Raw genomic sequence first — 17,538 nt, 5'->3', positions numbered from 1 at the left:
TTGCGGTGGTGGCTGTCGAGGGCTGGGAGGACGTTCCGGCGGAGGTGCGCAAGCGGCACGCCGAGCTGGCCGCCGAGATCACGGACCACCGGGCCCGCTACTACGAGCAGGACGCGCCGGTCGTCAGCGACGCCGAGTTCGACGCGCTGATGCGCGAGCTGGAGGGGCTGGAGGCGGAGCACCCCGCCCTGGTCACCCCGGAGTCGCCCACGCAGCGGGTCGGCGGCGCGCCGACCCTGCTGTTCGCCCCGGTCGAGCACCGGGAGCGGCTGCTCAGCCTGGACAACGCGATGGACGACGAGGAGCTCGCCGCCTGGGCCGAGCGGGTCGCCGGCGAGCTGGCCGGGATCGAGTACCACTACCTGTGCGAGCTGAAGGTGGACGGCCTGGCCGTCAACCTCACCTACGAGAACGGCCGGTTGACGCAGGCGGCGACCCGGGGCGACGGCCGGGTCGGCGAGGACATCACCGCCAACGTCCGCACCATCGAGGAGATCCCGCACCGGCTCACCGGCGAGGACGTGCCCGAGCTGGTCGAGATCCGCGGCGAGGTCTACTTCCCGACCGAGGCCTTCGAGGCGCTCAACGCCTCCTTCGCGGAGGAGAACGAGCGCCGCCGGCTGGAGAACGAGGAGCGCGCCAAGGAGGGCAAGCGGCCCCGGGCAATGATCCGGCTGTTCATGAACCCGAGGAACGCCGCGGCCGGCTCGCTGCGCCAGAAGGACCCGCTGATCACCGCCTCCCGCCCGCTGCGGATGGTGGTGCACGGCATCGGCGCCCGGGTCGGCTTCGACATCGACAACCAGTCGCACGCCTACGACCTGCTGCGCGGCTGGGGCCTGCCCACCGCCCGGCACAACCGGGTGGTCGGCACGCTGGCGGAGGTGCGGGAGTTCATCGCGCACTTCGGCGAGCAGCGGCACTCGGTCGAGCACGAGATCGACGGCGTGGTCGTCAAGGTGGACGAGATCGCCCTGCAGGGCCGGCTCGGCTCCACCTCGAAGTCCCCGCGCTGGGCGATCGCCTGGAAGTACCCGCCGGAGGAGGTCACCGGGAAGCTCGCCGCGATCAAGGTCGGGATCGGCCGCACCGGCCGGGCCACCCCGTACGCGGTGCTGGCCGAGCCGGTGAAGGTGGCCGGTTCGATGGTGCAGTACGCGACCCTGCACAACCAGGACGTGGTCAAGGCCAAGGACGTCCTGCTCGGCGACACCGTGGTGCTGCGCAAGGCCGGCGACGTGATCCCGGAGATCCTCGGCCCGGTGTACGACCTGCGGGACGGCAGCGAGCAGGCGTTCGTGATGCCCTCGCACTGCCCCGAGTGCGGCACCGGACTGCGGCCGATGGCGGAGGGGGACATCGATCTGCGCTGCCCCAACGCCCAGTTCTGCCCGGCCCAGATCCGGGAGCGGATCGCCTTCCTCGGCGGGCGCTCGGCGCTGGACATCGAGGGCCTCGGCTACGTCGCCGCCACCGCGCTGACCCAGCCCCTGGCGCCGGCCGAGGCGCCGGTGGGCAACGAGGGCGACATCTTCGGCCTGACGGTGGAGCGGCTGCTGCCGATCAGGGTGCTGGTGCGCGACCAGAAGACCGGTATGCCGAAGCTGGACGACGAGACCGGCGAGGAGAAGGAGGTGTTCTTCTTCGCCACCACCGCCGGTGCGCCGAAGAAGAACACCGGACTGATGCTGGAGAACATCGAGAAGGCCAAGGACCGCCCGCTCTGGCGCTTCCTCAACGGCCTCTCGATCCGGCACGTCGGCCCGGTCGCCGCCCAGGACCTGGCCCGGGAGTTCCGCGACCTGGACGCGATCTTCGCGGCGAGCGAGGAGCGGCTGGCCGCCACCGACGGGGTCGGCGCGGGCACCGCGCGCTCGATCGTGGAGTGGTACCAGGTGGACTGGCACCGGGAGATCGTCGAGAAGTGGCGGGCGGCCGGGGTCCGCTTCACCGAGGAGGCCACCGAGGAGGAGGGCGAGCGCCCGCTGGAGGGGCTGACCGTCGTCGTCACCGGCACGCTGGCCGGGCACACCCGGGACGGCGCCAAGGAGGCGCTGACCTCGCGGGGTGCGAAGGTGACCGGTTCGGTGTCGAAGAAGACCCACTTCGTGGTCGCGGGCGACAATCCTGGGTCGAAGTACGACAAGGCCGTTCAGCTGGGGCTGCCGGTCCTCGGCGACGCGGGCTTCACGATCCTGCTGGAGCAGGGTTCGGCCGCCGCCCGGGTCCACCTGGGGCTGCCGGCGGAGCCGCCGGAGGAGCCGGCGAAGAAGGCACCGGCCCGGAAGAAGGCCGCCGCAAAGAACGCCGCCGAGGACGTCACCGGGGATGCCGGGACGAAGGATCCCGAGGTGGGGGCACCGGACGCCGCCGAGGCCGCCGCCGAGGCCGCCGCGGAGCCCGTCGAGGAGGGCGCCGAGGGCTGACCCCGCGCGCGGAAGCCCCGAATCCGGCTTGTTATCGTCCTGATGCAACGTCATCGGGTGCCGCACAGTGATAGCGGGCATCGTGACACTGTGCGGCACCCGCGCGGTGGCGTATGTCCGGTTGTCCGAAAGTCTGCCCGTCGGGTGAAGCCGCGCATACCCTGGAGCGCAACAGAGTGTCAGCAGGGGTGGGGGTACCGGCCGAGCCGGACTCCGCGGGGCCGCTCCATGCCCGGCAGGCTGCCGGCGCCGGTACGGTGCCTCACCGCTAGGCGGCCTGACGGGGCGGGCCCGACGGAGGACTGGGCTTATGGATCGTACGACCGGCGGTGCGCCCACACGCCCGCCGCAGGGGGTGGCGGGAGCGGTCCTGCTGCTCGGCGTGCTGCTGGCCGGCGCCGCGCCGCTCATCCCGCTGGCCGTGCTGGTCTACCGCTACGAGGCGGAGCTGCTGCCACTGTTCGCGGTGCCGCTCGCCGTCCTGGTCGCGGCCTGGCGGATCGCCCGCGACCGGGCGCGCGACCAGCTCACCGACCCGCTGACCGATCTGCCCAACCGCCAGGCGTTACTCCTCGCCGCCCAGGAGGCGATCGCCGAGCACACCGAGGGCTACAGCGTCGGTCTGATCCTGCTCGACCTCGATCGCTTCCGGTCGCTCAACGACACCCTCGGCCATACCGCCGGCGACCGGCTGCTCGTCCACATCGCCCGCCGGCTGCACCGGGCGCTGCGCTCCGGCGGAGCCTCCGGCAGCGCCACCCGCGAGTCCATCGACGACGTCTTCGCCGGACTGCCCCGGCACTACCGCGGCCGCCCGATGGTGGCCCGGATGGGCGGCGACGAGTTCGCCGTCCTGCTGCCCGGCATCGGCTGCCCCGACTCGCTGGAGAAGGTGGCCAAGGCGCTGATCGCCGAACTGGCCGCCCCGATCCGCCTGGACGGACTGCTGCTGGTGCTGGAGGCCAGCGCGGGCGTCTGCGTCTTCCCCCAGCACGCCCAGGACGCCGAGTCGCTGCTGCGCCGCGCCGACGTGGCGATGGGGCACGCGCAGCGCGGCCGCACCTCGGTCGAGCAGTACGACGAGGCGCAGGACGCCGACACCCCGTACCGGATCGGGCTGCTGGGCGACCTGCGGCGGGCCCTGGAGACCGGCGAGGTCCAGCTGCACTACCAGCCCAAGGTGGCCTTCGACGGCCGGGTGGTCGGCCTGGAGGCGCTGCTGCGCTGGGAGCGCCCCGGGCAGGGCCGGGTCTCCCCGGACGAGTTCGTGGGCCTCGCCGAGTCCAGCGGGCTGATGCCCCGGCTGACCGACTACGTGCTGGAGGCCGCCGTCGGCCAGCTCGCCAGCTGGCGCGAGCAGGGCCTCCAGGTGCAGGTCGCGGTGAACGTCTCGCCGCGCGACGTGCTCAACCCCGGCTTCGCCCAGCGGGTCGCCGGCCACCTCGTCCGCCACCAGGTGCCGGCCCACGCGCTCCAGCTGGAGATCACCGAGCGGCTGCTGCTGGACGACTCCCGCCGCGCCGCCGACACCCTGGCGGAGCTGCGCGGCTACGGGGTCGGGATGTCCCTGGACGACTTCGGGACCGGCCACTCCTCGCTGGTGCGGCTGCGCAGCCTGCCGGTCGGCGAGCTGAAGATCGACCGCTCCTTCGTCTCCCGGATGGCGACCGACGACCACGACGCGGCGGTGGTCCGCTGCTCGGTAGAGCTGGCCCACTCGCTCGGCCTGACCGTGGTCGCCGAGGGCGTCGAGGACGACGAGACCTGGGAACGGCTGAACTGCATGGGCGTGGACGCGGTGCAGGGCTGGCTGGTGTCGGCGGCGCTGCCGGCCGAGCAGGCCACCGCCTGGCTGCGGGTGCACCGCACCGGCGCCCCGCCGGTGGAGCGGCTCTCCTCCGCCGCGGACCGGCTGCCGCCCGCGATCCAGCCCGTGCTGCCGCCGGTGATCCAGGCGGCGCAGGCGGCGAAGCTGGAGATCCAGGCGCCCAAGCAGCAGAGTTGGGCGCCGACCCGCCCGCAGTGAGGGTGCCGCGCGGCGAGGGTGACCGGGTCCCACCGCCGGTCGTTGGCCGGTGGCCGGGCCGTGCCCCATAGGATGGGGACCACAGACCACGAGGACGGGAGCGCCGCACAGGCGGTTCCCGGCCCGGGCCCGGCGCCGCCGGAAGGCGGATCCGGGCCTCACCAGAACTCACCCTGAGGATCGCTGCATGCCTGGCATCACGCGCGAGGAGGTCGCCCACCTCGCTCGGCTGTCGCGTCTTGAGTTGCAGGCCGAAGAGTTGGACCACTTCGCCGAGCAGCTCGACGTGATCATCGGCGCGGTCGCCCGCGTTTCCGAGGTCGCCGGACAGGACGTCCCGCCCACCTCCCACCCGCTGCCGCTGACCAACGTCATGCGCGCGGACGAGGTCCGGCCGTCGCTCACCCCGGACCAGGCGCTGGCCGGGGCCCCGGCCGCCGAGGAGCAGCGTTTCCGTGTGCCCCAGATCCTCGGGGAGGACTGACCGATGACCGAGCTCATCCGTTACACCGCGGCCGAGACCGCCGCCGCCGTCGCCAAGGGCGAGGTGTCCGCCGTCGAGGTGGCCCAGGCGCACCTGGACCGCATCGGCGCCGTCGACAAGAAGGTCAACGCCTTCCTGCACGTCGACACCGAGGGCGCGCTGAGCGCCGCCCGGGCCGTCGACGAGAAGCGCGCCAAGGGCGAGGAGCTGGGCCCGCTGGCCGGCGTCCCGCTCGCGCTGAAGGACGTCTTCACCACCAAGGGCGTGCCGACCACCTGCGGTTCGAAGATCCTCGAAGGCTGGATCCCGCCGTACGACGCCACCCTGACCACGCGTCTCAAGGACGCCGGCGTGGTCATCCTCGGCAAGACCAACATGGACGAGTTCGCGATGGGCTCCTCCACCGAGAACTCCGCCTACGGCCCGACCGGCAACCCCTGGGACCTCTCCCGGATCCCCGGTGGTTCCGGCGGCGGTTCGGCCGCCGCGCTGGCCGCCTTCGAGGCGCCGCTGGCGATCGGCACCGACACCGGCGGCTCGATCCGCCAGCCCGGCGCCGTCACCGGCACCGTCGGCGTGAAGCCGACCTACGGCTCGGTGTCGCGCTACGGCCTGGTGGCCTTCTCCAGCAGCCTGGACCAGGGCGGCCCGTGCGCCCGCACCGTGCTGGACGCGGCGCTGCTGCACGAGGCGATCGCCGGCCACGACCCGCTGGACTCCACCTCGATCGACGCGCCGGTCCCGGCCGTGGTCGAGGCCGCGAAGCTGCGCGACGTGCGCGGCATGCGGATCGGCGTGGTGAAGGAGTTCTCCGGCGAGGGCTACCAGGCCGGCGTGATGCAGCGCTTCGACGAGTCGGTGGAGCTGCTGCGCGAGCTGGGCGCCGAGGTCGTCGAGGTCTCCTGCCCGTCCTTCACCCTGGCGCTGCCGGCGTACTACCTGATCGCCCCGAGCGAGGCCTCGTCCAACCTGGCCCGCTTCGACGCTATGCGCTACGGCCTGCGGGTCGGCGACGACGGCTCCCGCTCGGCCGAGGAGGTCACCGCGCTGACCCGCGAGGCCGGCTTCGGTCCCGAGGTGAAGCGCCGCATCATCCTGGGCACCTACGCGCTGTCCTCGGGCTACTACGACGCCTACTACGGTTCGGCCCAGAAGGTGCGGACGCTGATCTCCCGCGACTTCGACGCCGCCTTCGCCGGCGTGGACGTGCTGGTCTCGCCGACCACGCCGACCACCGCCTTCCCGATCGGCGAGCGCGCCGACGACCCGATGGCGATGTATCTGGCCGACCTTTGCACGATTCCGTCCAACCTTGCGGGCAACGCGGCCATGTCGCTGCCGGTGGGCCTGGCCCCGGAGGACAATCTCCCGGTCGGCCTGCAGATCATCGCACCCGCGATGGCGGACGACCGCCTGTACCGCGTGGGCGGCGCCGTCGAGGCCGCACTCAACGACAAGTGGGGGCACACCCTGCTGGAGGAGGCACCGGCACTGTGAGCAAGATCGAGAACGCCAAGGCCCAGTCGGCATCGCTGAAGGGGTGGAAGCACTCCAAGCCCGGGCTCTGGCTGTCCATCGGCACCAGCGCCTTCGGCGCGGTCTCCATCGTCAAGGACGTGCGCAAGGCCCGCGGCGAGAGCGACACCCTCAAGCTGGTCAACGCCCTGGTCGGCGCCGCCGCCCTGGTCACCGGCACCGCCCTGCTGGTCCGTGAGCTGCGCCGCCTCGGCGACGACGACGTCCTGCTGGGCTGACCCAGCCCGTGAGGCCCCGGCCCGCACCCTCGCGTGCGGGCCGGGCCCGCACCACCGAAGACTTTTTAGTGAAGGGGACGCTGTGAGCGTCAAGAACCTGGTCTCCTACGAGGACGCGCTCGCGTCGTTCGACCCGGTGATGGGCCTGGAGGTCCACGTCGAGCTGGGCACCAAGACCAAGATGTTCTGCGGTTGCTCGACCGAGCTGGGCGCCGAGCCGAACAGCCAGGTCTGCCCGACCTGCCTGGGCCTGCCGGGCTCGCTGCCGGTCGTCAACGCGATCGGTGTGGAGTCGGCCGTCAAGATCGGCCTGGCGCTGAACTGCGAGATCGCCGAGTGGTGCCGGTTCGCGCGGAAGAACTACTTCTACCCGGACATGCCGAAGAACTTCCAGACCTCGCAGTACGACGAGCCGATCGCCTTCAACGGCTACCTCGACGTGCAGCTGGAGGACGGCTCGACCTTCCGGGTGGAGATCGAGCGCGCCCACATGGAGGAGGACACCGGCAAGTCCAGCCACGTCGGTGGCGCGACCGGCCGGATCCACGGCGCGACCCACTCGCTGCTGGACTACAACCGGGCCGGCATCCCGCTGATCGAGATCGTCACCAAGCCGATCGAGGGGGCCGGCGAGCGCGCCCCCGAGGTCGCCCGGGCGTACGTCGCCGAGCTGCGCGAGGTCATCCGCTCGCTGGGCGTCTCCGAGGCCCGGATGGACAAGGGCCAGATGCGCTGCGACGTCAACCTGTCGCTGCGTCCGAACGGCACCGAGACCTTCGGCACCCGCTCGGAGACCAAGAACGTCAACTCGCTGCGCAGCGTGGAGCGGGCCGCCCGCTTCGAGATCCAGCGGCACGCCACGGTGCTGACCGACGGCGGCACGATCGTCCAGGAGACCCGGCACTTCCACGAGGAGGACGGCAGCACCACCGCCGGCCGGATCAAGGACAACGCCGAGGACTACCGGTACTTCCCGGAGCCGGACCTGGTGCCGATCGCCCCGGCCCGCGCCTGGGTGGAGGAGCTGCGCGCCGCGCTGCCCGAGCTGCCGCGGGTGCGCCGGGCCCGGCTGCAGGCCGAGTGGGGCCTGACGGACAAGGACATGCAGTCGGTGCTGAACGCCGGCGCCGTCGAGCCGATCCAGGAGACCATCGCCGCCGGCGCCCCGGCCGACCAGGCCCGCAAGTGGTGGATGGGCGAGCTGGCCCGCCGGGCCAACGAGACCGGCACCGAGCTGGCCGAGCAGCCGATCACCCCGGCGCAGGTCGCCCGGGTGGCCGCGCTGGTCGCCGAGGGCAAGCTGAACGACAAGCTGGCCCGCCAGGTCATCGAGGCCGTGCTGGCCGGCGAGGGCGAGCCGGACGCGGTCGTCGAGCAGCGCGGCCTGGCCGTGGTCTCGGACGACTCCGCGCTCGGTGCCGCCGTGGACCAGGCCATCGCCGAGAACGAGGCGATCGCCGCCAAGATCCGCGACGGCAAGGTCGCCGCGGTCGGCGCCCTGGTCGGCGCGGTCATGAAGACCACCCGCGGCCAGGCCGACGCGGCCCGGGTCAAGGATCTGATCCTTGAGAAGCTGGGCGTTTCTGCCTGAGGTTCCAAGGCGTCTAAGGCGTTCTTAGGGCTACTTAGTGGCCTGAGGCCCGGTCTTACCCTGCATAAGGGGTAGGACCGGGCCTTTGCCGTACCCGGGACCCCCTGCCTAAGGCGGAAGGGGGCCGGAACATCCGGCAGGCTGCCGATGCGGCGCCCCCCTCTGGGAGAGGAATCTTTACCTCAGAACGAGAGAGACACCGAAACCCACGAGGGGAAACACCGTGATCGAGTACGAGCTCATCAAGCAGCAGGAACTGGAACTCCGGGCCCAGGCCCAGCACGAGCGCCTGGTCCTCGAGGCGAAGGGTGCCAAGCGCACCGGCTGGCGTCCGAACGTGGGCTTCCGCCTGCAGCGGCGCGCCGTCCGTCCGCGCGAATGCTGACGGACCGGCACCGAGGTGCCGAGCAGGGACCGGAAGGGGAGGCGCCACGGGGGTGCGCCTCCCCTTCCGGGCGTCCAGGGGGCGGGATAACCCCTCGGAGCGCACCCGACCTCTGTGGCATGCTCGCCTCCATGCAGCAGATATCGGTGAGTCCCGTCTTCGTCGGCCGCGATCCGGAACTCACCGTCCTGCTGGACGCCATGCGCAGGGCCGGGGACGGCCAGCCGCAGACCGTGCTGATCGGCGGCGAGGCCGGCGTCGGCAAGACCCGGCTGCTGGAGGAGTTCCTCCGCCAGGCCTGCCTCGACGGCGTGGTCACCACCGTCGGCGGCTGCCTGGAGATCGGCGCCGAGGGCCTGCCCTACGCGCCGCTGGCCACCGCGCTGCGCCGGCTGCACCGGGGCCTGGGTCCCGAGCTGGAGGCGGCCGCCGCCGGGATGGAGGGTCATCTCGCCCGGCTGATGCCCGACTTCGGCGAGGCCGACGGCGAACCCAACGACGAGTACGGACGAGCCCGGCTGTTCGAGCACACCGCGAGGCTGTTCGAACGGCTCGGCACGGACCGTACCCTCGTGCTCGCCGTCGAGGACCTCCACTGGTCCGACCGCTCCACCCGGGAACTGCTGGCCTACCTGGTCCGCACCCTGCACCGGGCCCGGGTGCTGCTGGTCGCCACCTACCGCAGCGACGACCTGCACCGCCGCCACCCGCTGCGGCCGTTCCTGGCCGAGCTGGAGCGGCTGCGCACCGTGCAGCGGGCCGAGCTGGAGCGGTTCGGGCCCGGCGAGGTGGCCGCGCAGCTGGCCGGCATCCTCGGCACCGCCGCCCCGGACCGGGAGCTGGTCGACCGGATCCACCGCCGCTCCGAGGGCAACCCCTTCTTCGTCGAGGAGCTGGCCACCGCCTTCCGCGAGGGCTGCTCGGCCGGGCTCACCGACTCGCTCCGGGACATGCTGCTGGTCCGGGTCGAGGCGCTGGACGAGCAGACCCAGCGGGTGCTGCGGATCGCCGCCGAGGGCGGCTCCTACGTCGAGCACGCCCTGCTGGCCGCCGTCCTGGAGGACGAGGAGGAGCTGATCGCCTCGCTCCGGGTCGCGGTCGGCGCCAACATCCTGCGCCCGGACACCGACGGCGACGGCTACCGGTTCCGGCACGCGCTGGTCCGGGAGGCGGTCTCGGACGACCTGCTGCCGGGCGAGCGGCACCGGATCAACCGGCGCTTCGCGGCCGCGCTGGAGGCCGATCCGCACCTGGTCGGCTCCGACGTCCGCCCCGCCCGGCTGGCCAACTACTGGTACCACGCCCACGACCCGGCCCGGGCCCTGCCGACCGCCCTGGAGGCCGCCAGGGCCGCCCGCCGGCGCAATGCCTTCGCCGAGCAGCTGCGGATGCTGGAACGGGCCCTGGAGCTCTGGGACGAGGTCCCGGCGGAGGTGCTGGCGGGCACCCTGCGCCCGCACGACTGGGCCGAGACCTACCCGCCCTGCTCCTGCGACGTGGACCGGCACGACGAGCGCTGCGACCGGCTCTGCCTGATCGACGTGCTGGCCGAGGCGGTGGTCGCGGCCCGCCGCAGCGGGGACCGCGAGCGCGGGCTGAGCCTGGCCAAGCGGGCGCTCAAGCTGGTCGACGAGACCGAGCACCCGGCCCGCGCCGCCTGGTTCCGGATCAACCGGGCCCGGATGCTCGGCCACCTGCGCCGCTCCGGCGACGAGGAGGAGATCGCGTACGCGCAGCGGCTGGTCGAGCACCTGCCGCCGTCCGCCGTCCAGGCCGAGGTGCTCGCCCTCGCCGCGGGCAGCGGGATGCTCTCCAACCCCCGGCCCGAGCTGGTCGAACTCGCCGAGCGGGCGGTCCGGATCGCCCGCGAGGTGGGCGCCGACGCGGTCGAGCAGCACGCCCTGATGACGCTCGGCGGGCTGCGCAACGACCTCGACTCCGACCCGGAGACCGCGGTCGCCCAGCTCACCGCGGCGGTGGAGGCCACCCGGCGGATCGGCGCCCCCGACGTGCTGCTGCGCGGCCTCAACAACCTGTCCTCGATGCAGCGCGGCCTCGGCCGGGCCGAGGAGGCGGCGGCGCTCGCCCGCGAGGGCCTGGAGTCGGCCCGGGGCAACGGCCTCCAGCGCAACATCGGCGCCATCCTGACCGGGAACCTCGCCGAGGCGCTGATGGACCTCGGGCGGGTCGACGAGGCCGAGCAGGTGCTCGCCGAGTGCCAGCTGATCGGTGTGACCGGCACCCACGCCGAGTTCCTGGACCGGATGCGCGGCGAGATCGCCCTGCTCCGCGGCGACCTGCCCGGCGCCGCCGCGATGCTGACGCAGGCCAGGGCGGCCAACCGGATCGGCCAGCTCCAGCACTCCGTCCCGATCGCGCGGCTGGCGCTGCGGGTCGCCGCCGGGGCGGGCCGTCCGCTGGACGCCCGCGCCGAGCTGATCGCGGCCCTGGACGAGGACCTCCGCTGCGGCTACCTCGCCGACCTCTACCCGCTGCTGGTGGACGGCGCCGCCGCCGAGGCCGACAGCCGGGGCCTGCCCGAGGCCGACCGGGGCCGGGCCGCGGTGCTGGCCAGGATCGCCGCGACGGCGGCCGGGCTGACCCCGACCGTGCCGCTGCACCACGGCTGGGCCCGGCTGCTGGAGGCCGAACTGGCCCGCGCCGAGGGGGCGGACACCCCCGAGCAGTGGGCCACCGCGGTCGCGGCGCTGCGCCGGACCGGGCTGCCGTACCCGCTGGCGGTCGCGCTGCTGCGGGCCGGCGAGGCCGAGGTGCTGGCCGGGCGCCGCGAATCCGGTGCCGAACTCCTGCGCGAGGCGCGGGAACTGGCGTCCGCCCGGTCCGACGCCGCACTGCGGGCCGAGATCGACGCGCTGGCCGCGCGGGCCGGTCTCCCGCTCGTCGCCGGCCGCCCGGTGCCCGCTCCGGCACTGCCGGCCGGTGAATCCCTCGGCCTCACCCCCCGTGAGCGGGACGTGCTCCGATTGCTCGCCCGGGGGTGCACCAACCGGCAGATCGCCGAGGAACTGTACATCTCGCCGAAGACCGCGAGCGTGCACGTCTCCAACATCCTCGGCAAGCTCGCGGTGGCCGGCCGGGGCGAGGCGGCCGCGCTGGCCCACCGGCTGCGGCTGTTCCCCGAGGACCTTGCCCCGGCCGCCCGCTGACGGCCCGTCGGCCGCTCCCGTCGGGTGCGCCCGTCCGATGCCCCGCCCGGCGTACCGCCGCGGTGGCCGGTGCCGGGCGGGCGCTGCCGCGTGCTCCCGTGCGCGCTGCGTGAGCCCCCTTGTGCGCGCCCCCGTCAACCGGACCGATTCGGTGGAATCGGACGCAATTCCCCACCCCTGGGCCATTACTCTAAGTTGAGTGTGCGTGTCATTGAGTGACCGAAGTGGTGTAGGGTCCCGAACGGGAACATCGGTGTGGCGGGACGGCCGGCAGGCCCCCCGCCCCCTGGGTCACCGCCCTGCCGGGGCGCCAGGTCACCGCGCACGGCCACCGGGCGCGCGGCCGGTGGTCCGTGACCGGGGCGCGAGGCCCCGGGCCGGAGGGGGAGAGGCCGAGTGAGCTCCACCGACGCGGTGCTGCCCGGAGCCGGACGGCCCCAGGCGCCGGACGCCGTCCTGCCCGCGGACGGTCCGCCGAGACCGGGCCCGCCGAGGCCGGGCCCGCGCCCGCGCCCACGCGGCGTCCGCGCGGGCGGCCCGCCCCCGTACCGTCCGGCCGGCGGCGGCGCGAGACCCGGACCGCTCCGCCGGGCGCTCTGCAGCCGCAAGCTGCCGGGCGCCGTCCTCGGCGTGCTCTGCCTCGCCTACGCCCTCGGCGCCGCACTCGGCTGGGGCTCGCGCCAGGTCGCCGTCTTCATGGGCGACTTCGGCCTGGCGGCGGCCGCCCTCGCCGCCGCGCTCTCCTGTCTCGCCTACGGCTGTACCGTCGGCGGCCACGCCCGCCCGGCCTGGCTGCTGTTCGGCCTCTCCTCGCTCATGGTCGCCTTCGGCAACGGCACCTGGGGCTGGTACGAGCTGGTCGAGCGGACCCAGCTGCCGCCCAACTCGCTGGCCGAGTACGCCTTCCTGCTGTTCGCCCCGCTGGCCATCACCGGCGTCCTGGTGCTGGCCCAGCGCCCGCGCACCGCCGCCGGCTGGCTCTGCCTGCTGCTGGACGGCTGGCTGGTGGCCGGCTCGCTGTTCACCCTCAGCTGGAGCCTCGCCCTCGGCCGCACCGCCGCCGGCGAGGACGGCTCCCCGCTGCGGCTGGCCCTCAACCTGGCCTACCCGGTGCTGGACATCCTGCTCGTCTCGCTGGTCGTCGGCCTGCGCTTCGGCGGCCGGGACGGCAACCGCGCCGCCGTCCACACCGCCATGGTCGGCCTCGCCGTCACCGTGCTCTGCGACGCCCTGTTCACCTCGCCCGAGCTTCGCAGCAGCTACCACTCGGGGGAACTCCTGGACGCCGGCTGGTTCGCCGGCAGCCTGCTGCTCGCCTGGGCCCCGTGGTCCCCGCGCTGGCGCCGCCCGCTGCGCGAGCACCCGGCGCTCGGCGGGCTGCCCCGCCGCCGGGTCGCCACCACCTTCAGCGCGCTCACCCCGTACGCGGCCGCCGCCGTCTGCACCGCCGGGATCCTCTACAACGCCCTCGGCGGGCGCTCGCTGGACCGGGTGGTGGCCTCGGCAGCCTGCACCGTCGGCCTGGCGCTGATCCTGCGCCAGGGCATCATGCTGCTCGACAACCTCTCGCTGGCCCAGGAACTCGCCCACAAGGAGGCGCACTTCCGCTCCCTGGTGCAGGGCTCCAGCGACGTCATCATGATCGCCGGTGCCAACGGCGTGCTCTCCTACGTCTCCCCGGCCGCGCTCGGCGTCTACGGGCGGGACCCGGAGGAGCTCGTCGGCGGCAACCTGCTCGACCTCATCCACCCCGAGGACGTCGACCGGGTGCTGCTGGAGGTCCGCCGCTTCCTCGCCCGGGGGCGGCTCGCCGCCCACCGCGACCCGGGCGCCGAGCCGCTGCCCGCGGCCCGGGTGGAGTGCCGGATCGGCTCCGGCGGCGGCGAGTGGCTGCACGTCGAGTCGACCGTCGACCGGTACCGCGACGGCCTGATCCTGAACAGCCGCGACGTCACCGAACGGGTCATGCTGCAGGCCCAGTTGCAGCACAACGCGTTCCACGACCCGCTCACCGACCTGCCCAACCGGGCGCTGTTCACCCAGCGGCTGCGGGCCGCCCTGGCCGCCCGCGGCCCGCAGGACGAGGCGGGCTCCGGGGTCGCCGTGCTCTTCCTCGACCTGGACGGCTTCAAGGCGGTCAACGACACCGCCGGCCACCAGGTCGGCGACGAGCTGCTGGTCCAGGCCGCCCGCCGGCTCCAGGGCGCCGTCCGCTGCGGGGACACCGTCGCCCGCTTCGGCGGCGACGAGTTCGCCGCCCTGGTCTGCGGCCCGCTCGGCCGGCTCCAGGTCCAGGAGCTCGCCGAACGGCTGCGCGCCGCGCTCTCCGAGCCCTACTGGATCGGCGGCAGCGAACTCAGCGTCGCCGCCAGCATCGGGATCGCCTTCGGCACCCCGGAACGCGGTCCGGCCGCCGACCCGCGCGCCGCCGCCGACGAGCTGATGCGCAACGCCGACCTCGCGATGTACCGCGCCAAGTCCGAGGGCAAGGGCCGGGTGATGCTCTACACCCCGGCCATGCGCGCCGACCTGGAGCGCCGCACCGAGCTGGACGAACGGCTCCGCGCGGCGGTCCGCGAGGGCGGCTTCACCCTGCTCCACCAGCCCGTGGTGGACCTCACCACCGGCGCGGTCACCGCCGTCGAGGCCCAGGCCCGCTGGCGCTCCGCACAGGGCCTGCTGCTCACCCCCGCGGAGTTCCTGCGCTCCACCGAGCCGGGCGACGCCGCCGCGCGGTTCTCCCGCTGGCTGGTCCGCGAGGCGGTGACCGCCGCCGCGCTGCGCCGGGGCCTGCCCGTCCGGGGCCGCGCCGTCCCGCCGCCGGTCCCGGTGTCGGTCCGGCTGTCGGCCGAGCGGCTGTGCGCGCCCGGGCTCTACGAGGCGGTGGTCGCGGCCCTGCGGGACAGCGGGCTGCCCGGCGGCCAGCTGATCGTCGAGGTGGCCAGGACCGGCCCGGACGACCTGGCGGACGAGCTCGGCCGCCGGCTGGACGCGCTGCGCCGGCTCGGCGTCGGTACCGCGCTGGCCGGCTTCGGGGCCGGCCGGGGCTCGCTCGGCACACTGGTCCGGCTCCCCTTCGACGGCCTCAAGCTGGACCGCTCGCTGGTCCAGGACCTGGGCGAGTCCGCGCTCGCCCGGACCCTCGCCGGGCACGCCCTGCGGCTCGGCCGGGACCTCGGGCTGGTCACCGCCGCCGAGGGCGTCGACCTGCCGCGCCAGGTGGCCGTGCTGCAGGAGCTGGGCTGCCGCCAGGTGCAGGGCTCGGCGTTCTCCGCGCCGCTGGACGAGATCCGGCTCCGGCGCGAGCTGGCCCGCCGCGCGTATCCGGTGCCGAGGCCGCTCGGCCCGCTGCCCGCGCGGCGCGCCTTCCTGGCCGCGGACACCCGGACGAGTGGCCGCGGCGAGGCCGCCGCGGGGCGTGTCGCACCTCACCACAACGGCTCCGACCTGCCCGAACACCCGGCCGTGGCAGGTCCGGGAGCCGGTCCGCATGGCGAGACGGCCGTCCCACCTGCTTGACAGCCGACCCTCGGCGGGAGGAAGGTCGTTGCCATGCGCACCCGAATTCTCGTACTTGGCGGGCGCGTCGGCTGAGCGGGCCCTGCCCCGTTCGTGACAGACCGACGCGCCACCCCTCGCATGCCCTTGGGCACGAGGGGTTTTTTGTTGCACCGACGCTGTTCCACCACCGCAAGACCCCTGGCCCCGAGGCCCCGCGAAAGGGACGATTGGGGCAGAGCCGGCGATCGGCCCGCAAGCGGGACCCCACCCTCGACCCCCCGGGGCCCGCAAACCACCGGGCCGGCCAGAACCGAGAAGAGACAGGCAGATGACCGAGCACGCCGCATCCCCCCGCCGCGGGGACACCCCGGCCGCCCACGCTCCCGCTCCTCAGCACGTCGTCGAGACCATGACCGGCGCCCAGTCGCTCATCCGCTCGCTGGAGGCCGTCGGTGCGGACACCGTCTTCGGCATCCCGGGCGGGGCCATCCTTCCCGCGTACGACCCGCTGATGGACTCCACCAAGGTGCGCCACATCCTGGTCCGTCACGAGCAGGGCGCCGGCCACGCCGCCACCGGCTACGCGCAGGCCACCGGCCGGGTCGGCGTCTGCATGGCGACCTCCGGTCCGGGCGCGACCAACCTGGTCACCCCGATCGCCGACGCCTACATGGACTCGGTGCCGATCGTCGCCATCACCGGCCAGGTCACCTCCAAGGCGATCGGCACGGACGCCTTCCAGGAGGCGGACATCTGCGGCATCACGATGCCGATCACCAAGCACAACTACCTGGTCACCGACCCGGCCGAGATCCCCCGGGTGATCGCCGAGGCGTTCCACATCGCCGCCACCGGCCGCCCCGGCCCGGTCCTGGTCGACATCGCCAAGGACGCCCTGCAGGCCACCACCACCTTCCGCTGGCCGGTCGAGACCTCGCTGCCCGGCTACCGCCCGGTGACCAAGCCGCACGCCAAGCAGATCCGCGAGGCGGCCAAGATGCTGGTCACCGCCAAGCGCCCGGTCCTGTACGTCGGCGGCGGCGTCATGAAGGCCGGCGCCACGGCCGAGCTGCGCATCCTGGCCGAGCTGACCGGCGCCCCGGTGGTCACCACCCTGATGGCGCTCGGCGCCTTCCCGGACAGCCACCCGCAGCACCTGGGCATGCCCGGCATGCACGGCTCCGTGCCGGCCGTGACCGCGCTCCAGAAGGCCGACCTGCTCTTCACCCTCGGCGCCCGCTTCGACGACCGGGTCACCGGCAAGCTGGACAGCTTCGCGCCGTACGCCAAGGTCGTCCACGCGGACATCGACCCGGCCGAGATCGGCAAGAACCGCCCGGCGGACGTGCCGATCGTCGGTGACGCCCGCGAGGTGCTGGCCGACCTGATCGTCGCCGTCCAGGCCGAGTTCGACGCCGGCCACAAGGGCGACTACGGCGACTGGTGGGAGCGGCTCGACGAGTGGAAGACCACCTACCCGGTCGGCTACGAGCCCGCGCCCGGCGGCCAGCTCTCCCCGCAGCAGGTGATCGAGCGGATCGGCCGGCTGGTCGGCCCGGACGCCGTCTACGCGGCGGGCGTCGGCCAGCACCAGATGTGGAGCTCGCAGTTCATCCGGTTCGAGAAGCCGGGCACCTGGCTCAACTCCGGCGGTGCCGGGACCATGGGCTACGCGGTCCCGGCCGCGATGGGCGCCAAGGCCGGCCGGCCCGAGGCCGCGGTCTGGGCGATCGACGGCGACGGCTGCTTCCAGATGACCAACCAGGAGCTGGTCACCTGCGCCCTGAACGACATCCCGATCAAGGTCGCGGTCATCAACAACGGCTCGCTGGGCATGGTCCGGCAGTGGCAGACGCTGTTCTACAACCAGCGCTACTCCAACACCGTGCTGCACGCCGGTCCCGGCCACGACGGCATCGAGCCGCCGGCCCAGGGCACCCGGATCCCCGACTTCGTGCTGCTGGCCGAGGCGATGGGCTGCGTCGGCCTGCGCTGCGAGCGCCCCGAGGACCTCGACGCGGTGATCAAGCAGGCGATGGAGATCAACGACCGCCCGGTGGTCATCGACTTCATCGTCCACCAGGACGCCATGGTCTGGCCGATGGTCGCGGCCGGCACCAGCAACGACGAGATCCAGTTCGCCCGCGGCGTCCGTCCCGACTTCGGCGACGACCTCGACTGAGCCCCTTCCGGAACGACCAAGG

10 protein-coding genes are annotated in these 17,538 nt (G+C 73.7%); all 10 read left to right on the top strand.

Annotation, left to right across the window (positions count from 1 at the left end; all coding sequences use genetic code 11):
* Positions 1-8: 8 nt before the first annotated feature.
* The 10 genes from ligA (at position 9) to IF01_RS0108575 (ending at position 17,516) form a co-directional block, all read left to right on the top strand.
* Positions 9-2,426 (top strand): NAD-dependent DNA ligase LigA, encoded by a 2,418-nt coding sequence (gene ligA, locus IF01_RS0108620; protein WP_078879828.1) that lies wholly within the window; start codon positions 9-11, stop codon positions 2,424-2,426.
* 310 nt (positions 2,427-2,736) lie between these two features.
* Positions 2,737-4,452 carry a putative bifunctional diguanylate cyclase/phosphodiesterase gene (locus IF01_RS0108615; RefSeq protein WP_078879796.1) on the top strand — a complete coding sequence of 572 codons (1,716 nt, stop codon included), beginning with the start codon at positions 2,737-2,739 and terminating at the stop codon, positions 4,450-4,452.
* Between the two features lie 187 nt (positions 4,453-4,639).
* Complete coding sequence (gene gatC / locus IF01_RS0108610; RefSeq protein WP_030302932.1) at positions 4,640-4,936, top strand: Asp-tRNA(Asn)/Glu-tRNA(Gln) amidotransferase subunit GatC; 297 nt, start codon at positions 4,640-4,642, stop codon at positions 4,934-4,936.
* A 3-nt stretch (positions 4,937-4,939) separates the two neighbouring features.
* Entirely contained in the window at positions 4,940-6,433 is a 1,494-nt protein-coding gene (gatA, locus tag IF01_RS0108605; protein WP_030392704.1) for an Asp-tRNA(Asn)/Glu-tRNA(Gln) amidotransferase subunit GatA, read from the top strand.
* Positions 6,430-6,690, top strand: coding sequence for a hypothetical protein (locus IF01_RS0108600; protein ID WP_369826134.1), 261 nt, complete (start codon positions 6,430-6,432; stop codon positions 6,688-6,690). Before gatA ends, IF01_RS0108600 begins: the two co-directional genes overlap by 4 nt.
* Positions 6,691-6,772: 82 nt before the next feature.
* Positions 6,773-8,281: an Asp-tRNA(Asn)/Glu-tRNA(Gln) amidotransferase subunit GatB gene (gatB, locus tag IF01_RS0108595; RefSeq protein WP_030392702.1), complete on the top strand. Its 1,509-nt coding sequence runs from the start codon at positions 6,773-6,775 to the stop codon at positions 8,279-8,281.
* 223 nt (positions 8,282-8,504) lie between these two features.
* Positions 8,505-8,666, top strand: a complete 162-nt coding sequence (locus tag IF01_RS48145; RefSeq protein ID WP_157855185.1) for a hypothetical protein — start codon at positions 8,505-8,507, stop codon at positions 8,664-8,666.
* Positions 8,667-8,797: 131 nt separating this feature from the next.
* Positions 8,798-11,833 (top strand): helix-turn-helix transcriptional regulator, encoded by a 3,036-nt coding sequence (locus IF01_RS0108585; RefSeq protein WP_233290165.1) that lies wholly within the window; start codon positions 8,798-8,800, stop codon positions 11,831-11,833.
* A 609-nt stretch (positions 11,834-12,442) separates the two neighbouring features.
* Complete coding sequence (locus IF01_RS0108580) at positions 12,443-15,352, top strand: putative bifunctional diguanylate cyclase/phosphodiesterase (protein WP_082558511.1); 2,910 nt, start codon at positions 12,443-12,445, stop codon at positions 15,350-15,352.
* Positions 15,353-15,662: 310 nt separating this feature from the next.
* Positions 15,663-17,516 carry an acetolactate synthase large subunit gene (locus IF01_RS0108575; protein WP_030392699.1) on the top strand — a complete coding sequence of 618 codons (1,854 nt, stop codon included), beginning with the start codon at positions 15,663-15,665 and terminating at the stop codon, positions 17,514-17,516.
* The last annotated feature ends 22 nt before the right edge of the window (positions 17,517-17,538 follow it).

Source organism: Kitasatospora purpeofusca, from assembly GCF_000718025.1.
In the GTDB taxonomy this organism is placed as follows: Bacteria; Actinomycetota; Actinomycetes; order Streptomycetales; family Streptomycetaceae; genus Kitasatospora; species Kitasatospora purpeofusca.
This window is presented reverse-complemented; position numbering and strand designations above follow the sequence as displayed.

Coding starts and splice junctions, on each gene's coding strand:
- IF01_RS0108615 (WP_078879796.1), top strand. CDS start 2,737: ATGGATCGTACGACCGGCGGTGCGCCCACACGCCCGCCGCAGGGGGTG.
- gatC (WP_030302932.1), top strand. CDS start 4,640: ATGCCTGGCATCACGCGCGAGGAGGTCGCCCACCTCGCTCGGCTGTCG.
- gatA (WP_030392704.1), top strand. CDS start 4,940: ATGACCGAGCTCATCCGTTACACCGCGGCCGAGACCGCCGCCGCCGTC.
- IF01_RS0108585 (WP_233290165.1), top strand. CDS start 8,798: ATGCAGCAGATATCGGTGAGTCCCGTCTTCGTCGGCCGCGATCCGGAA.
- IF01_RS0108575 (WP_030392699.1), top strand. CDS start 15,663: ATGACCGAGCACGCCGCATCCCCCCGCCGCGGGGACACCCCGGCCGCC.